At 52.9% G+C, this 12,188-nt stretch carries 10 protein-coding genes; 2 read left to right on the top strand and 8 right to left on the bottom strand.

Going from position 1 to position 12,188, the window contains the following annotated elements:
• Positions 1-264: 264 nt before the first annotated feature.
• The 7 genes from yjcO to yjcS form a co-directional block, all read right to left on the bottom strand.
• Complete coding sequence (gene yjcO / locus QUF14_RS24680; RefSeq protein ID WP_000719894.1) at positions 265-954, bottom strand: Sel1 family TPR-like repeat protein YjcO; 690 nt, start codon at positions 952-954, stop codon at positions 265-267.
• A 93-nt stretch (positions 955-1,047) separates the two neighbouring features.
• Positions 1,048-3,195, bottom strand: coding sequence for a formate dehydrogenase subunit alpha (gene fdhF, locus QUF14_RS24685; protein WP_001300547.1), 2,148 nt, complete (start codon positions 3,193-3,195; stop codon positions 1,048-1,050).
• A 197-nt stretch (positions 3,196-3,392) separates the two neighbouring features.
• On the bottom strand, positions 3,393-4,859 hold the full coding sequence (mdtP, locus tag QUF14_RS24690) for a multidrug efflux transporter outer membrane subunit MdtP (protein ID WP_000610567.1): 1,467 nt from the start codon (positions 4,857-4,859) through the stop codon (positions 3,393-3,395).
• The gene (mdtO, locus tag QUF14_RS24695) at positions 4,856-6,907 is read right to left on the bottom strand and encodes a multidrug efflux transporter permease subunit MdtO (RefSeq protein WP_001275162.1); all 2,052 of its coding nucleotides are present in this window, start codon (positions 6,905-6,907) and stop codon (positions 4,856-4,858) included. The genes mdtP and mdtO overlap by 4 nt, the downstream gene beginning before the upstream one ends.
• Positions 6,907-7,938 carry a multidrug efflux transporter periplasmic adaptor subunit MdtN gene (gene mdtN, locus QUF14_RS24700; RefSeq protein WP_000446358.1) on the bottom strand — a complete coding sequence of 344 codons (1,032 nt, stop codon included), beginning with the start codon at positions 7,936-7,938 and terminating at the stop codon, positions 6,907-6,909. The genes mdtO and mdtN overlap by 1 nt, the downstream gene beginning before the upstream one ends.
• Positions 7,939-7,956: 18 nt before the next feature.
• Positions 7,957-8,232: a YtcA family lipoprotein gene (locus QUF14_RS24705; RefSeq protein WP_001305715.1), complete on the bottom strand. Its 276-nt coding sequence runs from the start codon at positions 8,230-8,232 to the stop codon at positions 7,957-7,959.
• Between the two features lie 208 nt (positions 8,233-8,440).
• Positions 8,441-10,426, bottom strand: coding sequence for an alkyl sulfatase YjcS (yjcS, locus tag QUF14_RS24710; protein WP_024212265.1), 1,986 nt, complete (start codon positions 10,424-10,426; stop codon positions 8,441-8,443).
• Positions 10,427-10,678: 252 nt separating this feature from the next.
• Between yjcS and QUF14_RS24715 the strand changes: the two genes are divergently transcribed.
• Entirely contained in the window at positions 10,679-10,996 is a 318-nt protein-coding gene (locus QUF14_RS24715; protein ID WP_001183291.1) for an RpiB/LacA/LacB family sugar-phosphate isomerase, read from the top strand.
• A gap of 68 nt (positions 10,997-11,064) precedes the next feature.
• Positions 11,065-11,394: a DDRRRQL repeat protein YjdP gene (gene yjdP, locus QUF14_RS24720; RefSeq protein WP_000819739.1), complete on the top strand. Its 330-nt coding sequence runs from the start codon at positions 11,065-11,067 to the stop codon at positions 11,392-11,394.
• Positions 11,395-11,428: 34 nt separating this feature from the next.
• Here the strand turns inward: yjdP and phnP are convergent, their stop codons facing one another.
• On the bottom strand, positions 11,429-12,187 hold the full coding sequence (gene phnP, locus QUF14_RS24725) for a phosphonate metabolism protein PhnP (protein ID WP_000059936.1): 759 nt from the start codon (positions 12,185-12,187) through the stop codon (positions 11,429-11,431).
• Position 12,188: the final 1 nt, after the last annotated feature.

A 12,188-nucleotide genomic window follows, 5' to 3' on the forward strand; every position in this document is an offset into this window, starting at 1 on the left:
GGGTAGAAAAAAACTTGCAGGCCATAACAGTATCTACGCCAGACTGCGCAATAGCCTGATTTAGCGTGATTTTGTAGGTCGGATAAGGCGTTTACGCCGCATCCGACATCAATGCCTGATGCGACGCTTGCCGCGTCTTATCAGGCCTACGCCAGACTGCGCAATAGCCTGATTTAGCGTGATTTTGTAGGTCGGATAAGGCGTTTACGCCGCATCCGACATCAATGCCTGATGCGACGCTTGGCGCGCCTTATCAGGCCTACATTAACCGTTAGTTAATTTTTCAAACTCTTCACACCCGGTATCAAACCCTTCCATACAGCTCAGGTTCAGCCAGTGCAGCGCCTTCTGTTTGTTCTTCTCGATAAAACCTTCTTCACCATTTAAGAACATCATTCCCGCCCAGTACTCGGAATAACCGGTTCGTGAAATCGCAGAGCTGCGTTTGAAATACCAGGTTGCCTTCTCATCGTCGGCCTTAATGCCCACGCCGTTAGCGTAAATCAAACCAAGCAGCATCTGAGCATCGACGGCGGAGTCGTTCTCCAGATCTTCAGAGGCGTTTTCTAACAGCGAAATCGCCTTTGGATAATCCGGTTTACCCGCTTGCGTATTTACCAGAATATGCGCCAGCGTTACTTCACCTTCTTTACTGCCCGCTTGCGCCGCTTTCTCTGCAAGAACTTTTGCTTGTGGATAGTCCAGACTGACCGGATTGGTGATTTTGATCTGCGCCAACAGCGCGCAGGCATCAGCATCACCGCTGTCGGCGGCTTTCTGTGCCCAATATTCGGCTTTGCTCAAATCGCCGGAGCTAAACCAGCTGTCGGCAAGAAAATATTGTGCGCGTCGGTCTCCAGCCTCTGCAGCCTTGAGATACTGACTGCCAGGCTCGGAGCCGTTCGCATGGGCAAAGAATGTCAAAAACAACATCAATGCGATAATTTTTTTCATTTTGATAATACGATTGGGTAGGGAGTGACCAGTATAAAGAGTTCGAATGGATAAAAAAACAGCCTCCGACAGGAGGCTGTAGAAAGGACTGTATTACGCCAGTGCCGCTTCGCGCAGGCGAGTTTTCAACTTGTTGTACTCGTCAATCACGTACTGCTCGGCGGCGCGCTGATCGGCGATCGGCTCGACGCGCACGGCGCAGTATTTGTATTCCGGCGTTTTCGTAATCGGGCTTAAGTTTTCGGTAACCAGCTCGTTACAGGCACCAATCCACCACTGGTAGGTCATGTAAATCGCCCCTTTGTTCGGACGATCGCTGACCTGCGCACGGGTGATAATTTTGCCTTTACGCGAGTGCACCCAAACCAATGCCTCATCTTCAATACCCAGACGTTTGGCGTCTTCGGTATTGATTTGTGCGTAGCCTGGTTCATCAGCCAGCGCCGCCAGTGCCGCACAGTTACCGGTCATCGAACGGCAAGAGTAGTGACCGACTTCACGCACCGTTGACAGTACCATCGGATACTCGTCGGTGAGTTTGTCGATTGGCGCTACCCAGTCGCAGGTGAAGAACTGCGCCAGACCGTTCGGAGTATCAAACTTCTCTTTAAACAGATAAGAAGTCCCCTGATCGGCATCTGAAGTATCGCGGCAAGGCCACTGAATGAATCCCAGTTCGCCCATTTTCTCGTAAGTCGCACCGTAGAAATCCGGGCACAGGTGACGCAACTCGTCCCAGATCTCCTGGGTGTTGTTGTAGTGCATCGGATAACCCATACGGGTGGCGATTTCACTGATAATCTGCCAGTCCGTTTTCAGATCCCACTTCGGTTCAACCGCCTTGAAGAAACGCTGGAAGCCACGGTCAGCCGCAGTAAACACGCCTTCATGCTCGCCCCACGAGGTGGACGGTAAAATAACGTCCGCCGCTGATGCGGTTTTAGTCATAAAGATGTCCTGGACGATGACCAGTTCCAGATCTTCAAAGGCTTTACGTACTGCCGACAGCTCCGCGTCAGTTTGTAGCGGATCTTCGCCCATAATGTACGCGGCACGCACTTCACCATGCGCTGCGCGGTGCGGCAGCTCGCTGATGCGATAACCGGTATGAGCAGGCAGGCTTTCCACGCCCCAGGCTTTGGCGAATTTCTCGCGGTTAGCCGGATCTTTCACATACTGGTATCCCGGATACGTATCCGGCAGCGCGCCCATATCGCAGGCACCCTGCACGTTGTTCTGACCACGAACCGGGTTTACACCCGCATGCGGCTTACCGAGGTTACCGGTCAGCATCGCGAGGCTGGTCAGAGAACGCACGGTTTCCACGCCCTGGTAGAACTGGGTTACACCCATGCCCCACAGGATGGCGGCGCTTTTCGCCTGGGCATACATCCGCGCCGCCTGACGAATCTCACTGGCGCTGACGCCGGTGATATCTTCAACCGACTCCGGCGTGTAGCCTTCAACGATTTTACGATACTCTTCAAAGCCTTCTGTACGGGAAGCGACGAACGCTTTGTCGTACAGATTTTCTTCAATAATGACATGGCCCATCGCATTCAACAGCGCGATATTCGAGCCGTTTTTCAGTGCAATGTGCATGTCAGCAATGCGCGCGGTTTCAATTTTGCGCGGATCGCAGACGATAATTTTCGCCCCGTTACGTTTAGCGTTAATTACGTGATTCGCCACGATAGGGTGGGAATCCGCCGGGTTGTACCCGAAAACGAACACTAAATCGGTATTATCAATTTCGTTAATAGCATTGCTCATTGCGCCATTACCGACCGATTGGTGCAGACCTGCAACCGATGGGCCGTGTCAGACACGAGCGCAGCAGTCAACGTTATTGGTACCAATAACGGCGCGCGCAAATTTTTGCATTACATAGTTGGTTTCGTTACCCGTACCACGCGAGGAGCCGGTCGTCTGGATGGCATCCGGACCGTACTTCTCTTTGATGGCGCTCAGGCGCTCGGCAACGTAATTCAGTGCCTCATCCCAGGAAACAGGTTCGAGTTTGCCGCCACGCTGGCGACGGATCATGGGGGTTTTCAGGCGCGGGGTCAGGATCTGGGTATCGTTAATGAAGTCCCAGCCATAATAACCCTTCAGACACAGGGTACCCTGGTTGGTTTTCCCCTGCGCTGCCTCCGCCCGGACGATTTTGCCGTTATCGACGACCAGGTTGATTTTGCAACCTGATGCGCAATAGGGGCAAACCGTGACGACTTTTTTCATCGGTCTCGCTCCAGTTAATCAAATCACGCATACGCGCTCTCGACTACAGTATGCATCTTTTATGCCACATTTTATTTGGGGTCATTCCCTGATATTACGGGCACTATTTATTCAAAACTCTGACGAAAAACAGGCTGTCGTCAGTTTTGACGTGACGAAACGAAATACCGCGTGACAGCCATCACGCGGCTGACATTTTATTTTTTCTCGACGACGGGAGCCGCCTGATACCCGCCACCCAGCGATTTCATCAACTGAATGCTTTGGATCACCCGGCGGCTGTCCAGCATCAGTAATGACATCTCTTCGGCAAGCACCGGCAACTGGGCTTCGGTGGCCTGTAAGCGACTGGTTAAGCCGCGTTGGTAGGCGGCGTCGGCAGCGCGCTGGGTGAAGCGCGTTGCTTCTACGCGTTCTGCCTGCATCTCCCGCTCGTCGTTGAGCGTTTGCAGACGCGTGCCGTTGACTGCAACGTCGCGCACCGCATTCAGCACTGACTGGTTGTAACGTTCAATCATCATGTTGCTGGCGGCGCGAGTGCCTTCGAGATTGGCATTCAACCGTCCACCGTCAAACAGCGGCAATTTCAGACCTGGGATAAAGTTGAACTGGCGACTGGTTTTTTTGAATAAGGTATCCAGGTGGATAGAATCCAGGCCGAAAAACGCTTTGATATCAAAGCTCGGATAGAACAGCGCCCGCGCGGAATCCACCTGATCTAATGACGCCTGAACATACCAGCGCATGGCTTGCAGATCCGGGCGTCTGGCGAGCAACCCATAAGAGAGTGTCGCTGGAATGCCGGTCTGGACTTGCGGTAATGCCACCGGTTTGATCTCCGGCATATCGCTGGCTCCTGCGCCAATCAATGCACGCAGAGATTCTCGCGTTTCGGTGATTTGCCCTTTAACGGCAGCAATTTGTTTATCGACCGCCAGAATCTGTGCCCGCGCGCCGTGGAAAGGCACTTGCGCTTCCAGACCGTGCGCCACTTTACTCTGGTGCGCTTTCACCGCGTAATCAATCACATCGCGTGTTTGTTCTAACAGATCGAGCATCTGATAGCTGGCCTGCATACTGTAATAAAGCTGCGCTACGCCCGTGGTCAGCGATAGCTCTACTGCTGCGGTTTCTGCCAGCGCTGCATTATGCGCGCCAATGGCGGCGGCAACCGCTGAGCGATGCACACCCCACAAATCAAGATCCAGTCCGGCAAACAAACCGACTGTGGCTTCCGTATAGTACGGCCCGTCCATACCCAGTGCTGGCGCATCCATAGCATAAGGGCTTAAAAAGCCGTTCGCCGAAACGCGCTGACGGTTTAGCATCCCTAACGCTGCCACCTGTAATTGTGAACCGGCATCTAACAAATCCGCCTGCGACTGCGCTTTTTCTTCCCGCAGTTTCGCTTCGGCGAGGGTATGTGAACCACTTAGCGTCCGTTGGATCAAAGCATCCAACTGCGGGTCATTGAGTTGTTTCCACCACTGCGCCTGCGGCCAGCCGGAGCTGGCAAGATGAATATCATCGGCCAGTTTGATTTGTTCCGGTTTGAGCTGTTGATGCGGGGCAGAATCCTTACGTACCAGGGCACAGCCGGAAATCAGCGTCGTGCTGCCGAGAATGCTGCATAACAGCAGGCGTGAAAGTTGACGATTGATCATTGCGTGGCTCCTTGTGCCTGTTCCGTGGCGGGCGTTAATGCCGGGGCTGTCCAGTCTGGCAAGCGGGCGAAAAGCTGGCAGACGTGTTGCTCCTGTTTTAATAAGGTCGGCAGGATGGCCTGCGAGGCGGGTGTTTCTTCAAGCGTTATTTGAGGAGAACGACTGAGTGCGGTTGCCAGACCGGCGGCGTATTTCTCCAGTGCGTCGGCAAACTGACCTGCTCTGTCCGGCTGTAGTGCGTTATCCAGTGCCTGCGCCGAGTTCCAGGTTGCATCCCAGGCGTGAAGAATATCGCGGCCCTGACGAATAACCGTTTGCGAACGTTCAATCAGTAAAGCGCGTTCTTCGCTGTCCAGTTGACGCTCCAGCGCCACGCGTTGGCACATCTCTTCACAGGCATTAAACGCCGCATGCAGACCTATGCGAATTTGCAGATAAGTGCGCAGAGCCGTGACTTCCTGCTGGCGTGGGATCCGCATTACTTTACTCAACATACCCAGCGCGCCAGCCAGTTTTTGCGGCAGTGTGCGCGCTTCACTTTCAGGCCAGACAAAGGTGTAAATCACCGCGGACACCACGGTACCAATGATGATACCCAGGGCGCGATCGCGAATTTCCACCAGGTCGTACACCGGGCCAAAAACGTTTTCGAGCGTGGCGAGCGCGAAGGTGACCACCATCTGTGTGCCGATATAAGAAGAGCGTTCAGAGCTGGTGGCAATCCATGCGCCCAACAGGAAAATCGGTGCCAGCACAAATAGCAATTCGACAATATTGTCCAGCCAGGGCATGACCAGTAACGTGAATAACAGCGCCAGAATTGCACCGCAGAAGGCACCGCCAAAACGCAGCGCCATTTTCTGATACGACGAACCAACATTCGGGTTAGCGACGATCACGCAGGTCAGCATACAGGTGTGAATGCCTTCCCAGTCCACGCCGCTGTAGAAGGTGTAACAGATCAAACAGGCGAGCAGCGTTTTTACCGCGTAGCGCATATAGTCTGGATTGGTAAAAGCATCGGCGACCATTGATGGCGGTTTGGCGGCGGGCGTTGGCGGCGTATTCGGGTCCATCTGACCCAGTTGCAACAATGTCTGGCAGATATTCTCCAGGTTACATTCCCGTGCCGCCATCGCTTCACTTTCAGTGATCCGCCAGTCGCTTTGCCAGCACTGACCTTCGGCAATGGCATGCTGCAGTTTGTTGATTTCTGAGGCTAATTTTTGCCGAAATTCAATAATTGCCTGAGAATCAGCAAAAGAGGTGGGATCGTAGCGATTCAGCGTCGAGTAAATGTAGGTTACCGTTGCCACGCAGCTTTGCCACCATGCGCTCTGAGTTCGCCAGTTGGCATCGTCCGCGAGGCAAAAGACATTGAGTTTTTGCAGCGCCAGCGCCTCTCTTTCAATCCGCGTTTCGGGTAGCGGTGCGAGGCTGTCCGTCAGGTGGCTAATGGCATCATCAAGCCGATCATTAAGCACCTGATGCATCTGCGTGATAGCGCGGCTGGGAAACCACAGCACGCCGATTAACGTCATCAATAACGTCGGGTAGAGGCCGACAACGATACACCACAGCGTTAAGCGCACGACCACTTCCGGATAGTCGAGCATGGCGGGGAATGTTTGCCCGTAAATGGCGACAATGGCGACGGCGAAAAAAACCAGCCCCAACCGATGGGTGCGCATCAAAAACATACAGCCCATCAGGATCGGTCCGGCAATGATCAATCGGATCAACGGTTCGCCATATGACCATTTGTAGATCAAAAACAGGCTGGCGATTTCCAGCATCGTGGCGACCACAAACAAGATCGCGACAAATTTGGTGTAAAACGCGTTCGACTGAATACCGTAAAACAGCACTGCCAGTGATAACGCCACAAAAGGGATCTCAAAAGTCATCGAGATCAGAATCACCAGCAAGCAGCCTACCCAGAGTTGCATAGTCTGCGGCACGCGGCCTGGTCGCCGCTCGCTTAACTCTTCATGAAAGAACGCCAGCAGCCTGACCACCGGTAATGGCAGGGAGTTGAGCGCGCTCATTATTGCGGCTCAAGATTAGCGACTGCCGAAGCGCCGATGCGGAACATTTCCGGGTCAGGTTTTTCAACCATGATTTTGACCGGAAAACGCTGGGCAACGCGGACCCAGTTAATAGAACGAGACACTTTCGGCAGGCCGCCCAGCACCAGGCCGCCGTCATCCGGTAGCACGCCGTAGCCAATCGAATCCACTTTACCTGCGAAGGTTTTGCCGCTGTCGCTCATCAGGCGAATCGTTGCGGGTGTACCCGAGCGAATATTTTTCAGATCGGTTTCGCGGAAGTTGGCGATCACGTACCAGTGACGGGTGTCGATTAGGGTGAAAATAGGGCGCATGGCAGAAGCAAATTGCCCGACGGAGGTTTTGAGGGAAATGACCCGGCCATCAAACGGCGCGCGAACGGTCGCCATTTCCAGATGCAGTTTCGTCAACGCAATATCCGCTTCCACTGCCGCACGTTGCGCCACCAGCGCATCCACGCCGCTGACGGCGCTGGCGGCTGACTGCGCCTGCAACAATACGGCGTTAAGATCGGCTTCTGCGGCGCGCTGCGCCGTTCTTGCACGGTCAACGTCTTCCGCTGAGACGAAACCTTCTTTCAGTAATGGCTCGGTGCGGCGTAATGTATCACTGGCCTGTTTCGCGGCGGCACGGGCTTTTTCTACCGTGGCATTAACCGAGTCGGCACCAAACTGTTGTGCGTCAACGCTACGTTGGGTGAGCATAATTTGCTTATCCAGTGCCGCGAGGGAGGCTTCGGCTTTCGCCAGATTGGCTTCGTACGGGCGCGGGTCGATGCGGAACAGCAAATCGCCCTGTTTCACCGCCTGGTTGTCGGTGACCGCCAGTTCTACAATGCGACCGCTGACTTCCGGCACCACATCAATGGTATCTGCTGACGCGTAGGCGTCATTAGTTGATGGCGCACTGTCTACGCGCCAGATAACGAAAACAAGGGCAACCAGCGCCAACGCAACCACTAACAGAGCAGGGAATTTACTGCGAGGAGCTTTTTTCGGCGTACTTTCCATGAGCGCGTCTCAAATAGATTAGAAAAATGCCAGCCAGAACAGCATGGCGTAGAGAGCAAAAAGGGCGGTATAAATAATTCCGACAAATGCCAGATTGATATTTGCCCGCTGAATAATTCGCCTCGTGATGAGCGTCAAAATAAGGCTGGCAATGGCGCAGAAAAACCAGCTGGGATAATAAGCGCCGATCACCGGGATTGCCGGAGATAATGAGCATCCCGAAACCATGAAGACGGGAATTATCCAGGCTGTTTTTTTGAGTTGCATCGCCATGCGAGAGAGAACTGTTGGCATATTAAATACATCCTGTCTGCTGCGAACAATATCTGTAGTGAATATCAATATCCATTGAAGGCGTCAGTATGGCTATTTTCTCGATGAATAAAAATAGCTTTATTCAGCCACCGCATTCATAACTTATATATTTTATGTATTAATTGGTTGTATGTATTTTTAAAATAAATACTTTTGGGGGCTTAAGCGCCCCCAAAAGTGAGTGGCATTAATTTGGGGTTACGATATTCACCCACAAATCGAAATTATCCAGACAGGCAATAATTTCTTCCAGTTTCGCGCCATTGCCAATAATTTTGGCTTTCTTCGCTTTTACCAGATCCGCCATTTTGGCTTGTCCGGTCAGCACGGCGTGAAGATCTTCACGGCTGATGTAGAAAGAGGCGTTGGCTTCAGGTTGCAGCGTTTTACGGTAGTTAAGCACGCTATCGTTCAGCGTCAGGTTGAGGTTATCGCCGTTGCTCATATTGAAGTTCAGGCTGATATTATTACCTGCGGCTTTCGCGCTATCGAGGCGAACGGCCATAAAGTCGAACAGCATTTCGACCGACATCCCGCGAAGGGTGTCCGGAGAACCGGTGGTGCCGTGGCTGAACTTATGCACTCCTTCGCGCAGTTCTTTCGCGCCGGTCAGGTAGAAACCGCGCCAGGTGGCGGACTCGGCCTGATAACCCAACTGCTCAAAGTTATTCGCTTGCAGATTCTTTGCCACCTGGTCACCCGGATTGGCAGCAATCACCTGTTTCAGCAACTCTGCTGACCAGCGGTAATCCCCTTGCTTGTTCGCTTCTTGCGCCAGGTTGATGACACGGGCGGAACCGCCCAGCGCTTGCACGTAACGTTTGCCCATCTCCACCTGACCGTACGGATGTAGGTTAGCTGGATTGCCGTCATAATAGCCGAGATAGAAGTTATACACTGCACGGGCGTTGTGGCTAACAGAACCGTAATAGCCGCGGCTGGCCCAGTTATTGGCAAGCGCAGGTGGCAGCTTAATCATGTCGCCGATTTCATTCATGGTGTAACCCTGATTCGCCAGGTGCAGGGTCTGGTCGTGAATGTATTTGATAGTATCGCGATATTTACCAATATAATCATTGATATGCTTATTGCCCCAGACCGGCCAGGTGTGCGGCATAAACAGTACTTCCGCGTCGTTACCCCACATATCCAGCGTTTCGTTCAGATACTCTGTCCACTTGCTGGTATCGCGGGTTTTCGCGCCGCGCAGGGTGTAGAAGTTGTGCAGGGTATGCGTGGCGTTTTCGGCGGTACACAGGGCTTTCAGGGCCGGAATATAGAAGTGCATTTCGGCTGGCGCTTCGCTACCCGGAGTCATCAGAAAGTCAAACTCCAGACCGTCGATAACCATCTTCTCGCCAGTTCTGACAATCGTTTTGGTTGGCGCAATAATGCTCGGGTCGCCCGTTGCCAGCGTCACGCCCAGGCCGTTGCCCACGTTGCCTTGCGCGTTGTGCGGCAGTAACAGACCGTAAGAGTAGAGCGCACGGCGGCTCATGATGTTACCCGCCAGCACGTTTTCGCTGATGGCTTCGTCCATAAAGCCTGCCGGAGCGATCACCTGCACTTTGCCAGATTTAACATCCGCTTCAGAGATAATGCCTTTCACACCGCCATAATGGTCGGCGTGGCTGTGGGTGTAAATCACAGCAACAATCGGTTTTTGCGGACGATGCTGGAAGTAAAGGTCAAGTGCGGCTTTTGCGGCAGGCGGCGTTACCAGTGGGTCGATAACAATAATGCCTTTCTCGCCCTCAACGAATGTAATGTTAGAGATATCCTGGCCGCGTACCTGATACATTTTATCGGTGACTTTGAACAGGCCAGAAATGCCGTTGATCTGCGACTGACGCCACAGGCTGGGGTTTACGGTTTCCGGCGCAGCGGCATTAATATCAAATTTGTAATCATCCGCGCGGTAGTAAACTTTGCCATTCGCATCGCGCAGAATACCTTCATCCAGCAGCGGGGCGATAAATCCGCGCTGGGCATCGTCAAAGTCCTGACGATCGCTAAACGGTAATGATTTTGCGTAATGCTGATTAACCTGCTGGGTATATTGAGTCGCGGCTTTCGCTTCATCTGTTGCGTGAGCGGTATTTACCATCATGCCGCTGGCGGCAGTTAACGCAATAACAATCCTGCTCAAACGGAATAACCGAGAGTTATTCATATAAATCTCCATTTATCATTTATGTCGTAAATATGTAATCCATGCAAAATACGTCATTTAAAGCTGGCGTTATCATAATTGGGAATTTGCGACTTTAATAAGTGGAAGTGTGAGCGGAACGAGCCATTTTATTAGGCATTTGTGCTGAAGAGGGAAAAGTACGCGAATTCATTATCTCTGTAAATAATATGAGGTGTTTTATATATTTATTATATATATTGTACTTCGGCAAATACTGAGCACAATTAATCAATGCAACCGGTGTTTCTTATTAAAAAACGTACCGGAGCAATGGGCGGTCATGTCGCTGGCACCGCAGGATTCTGCGTTGCTGTGCCAGCCTTTTATTCATGGTCAATGAGTGAGGGGATTGATAAAGAAACCAGGTCGTCAGAGCGCACTGATTATCCGCATTACGCCAGTGAAGTTGCACTGGCTTTTGGTTCACGAGTGGTTGGCCTCGAACTGGCAAAAATGATTGTGGATGCGTGGCTGGGCGCGCAGTACGAAGGCGGTCGTCATCAACAACGCGTGGAGGCGATTACGGCAATAGAGCAGCGGAAAAATTGAGATTCATCCACTACTTGCATGGATGAGTAATGACTAATGTGGATAGAGTTTCTTTTTGAGGTTGGCTAATGAAACGTTTTCCGCTATTTCTTTTATTCACCCTGCTCACGCTGTCCACCGTTCCGGCCCAGGCCGATATTATCGACGACACCATTGGCAATATTCAGCAGGCGATTAACGATGCTTATAACCCTGACCGTGGGCGAGACTATGAAGATTCGCGCGACGACGGCTGGCAGCGTGAAGTGAACGACGATCGGCGCAGACAATATGACGATCGCCGCCGCCAGTTTGAAGATCGCCGCAGGCAGCTGGACGATCGCCAGCGCCAGCTGGATCAGGAGCGTCGGCAGCTAGAAGATGAAGAGCGGAGAATGGAAGATGAGTATGGGCGGTGATGTTGAGTTTAGAGCAGGCATCGCCCCTCACCCATCACTCCACCCCAATCTCTATCCCATCAAACCCCGCCTCAAACCCTGACGGCAGTACGTTCTCCATCAGCCACACATCAAGCTGATGGCTGATATGTGTCAGAACCACGCGCGGCGAGCGGATAACTTCATTCAGCGCCAGCACGGTGTTTAAATCACAGTGATTGCGTGGCGAATTCGCGCGCGGTGGGTGACTGCAATCAATCACCATCACCTGCGGCTGATTATTGCGTAAAAATTTCACCGTTTTTTCCGGCAGGCCTGCGGTGTCAGACAGCCACGCCACCCGGCTATGTGCCGTTTCCAGTAGATAGCCGAAAGTGAGTTTCGAATGGTTGAGCGGCAGCGGCGTGACCTGTAATCCCTGCAAATCAAACATCACAAATGGCTCCACCGTGTGGCTGAAATCAAGCAGGCCCGGATGTTTAAACAGATCGTCGCAGCCCTGTTCATCCGGCGGGCCGTAGACCGGGATCGAATCACCCACGCCCCAGCGCAGCGGGAACAGCCCCTGCACATGATCCATATGGTAGTGTGTCAGTAAAAATTGCTGGAACGATCCGGGCGACCAGCGATCGGCGAGATCGTGCAGCCCGGCGTCGATCAGGGTGATCGCCTCGTTAAACTTCACTACGCCGCTGCAGGGCTGGCGGCGATACTGCGGCGAGCTCCGCGCTCTGGCGCAGGCCGCGCACTCGCAGCCCCATGCGGGAACGCCCTGTGCGCCGCCTGTGCCGGTGAGCGTAAGGGTCAGGCTCATG

This window comes from Escherichia sp. HH091_1A (assembly GCF_030295175.1).
In the GTDB taxonomy this organism is placed as follows: Bacteria; Pseudomonadota; Gammaproteobacteria; order Enterobacterales; family Enterobacteriaceae; genus Escherichia; species Escherichia coli_F.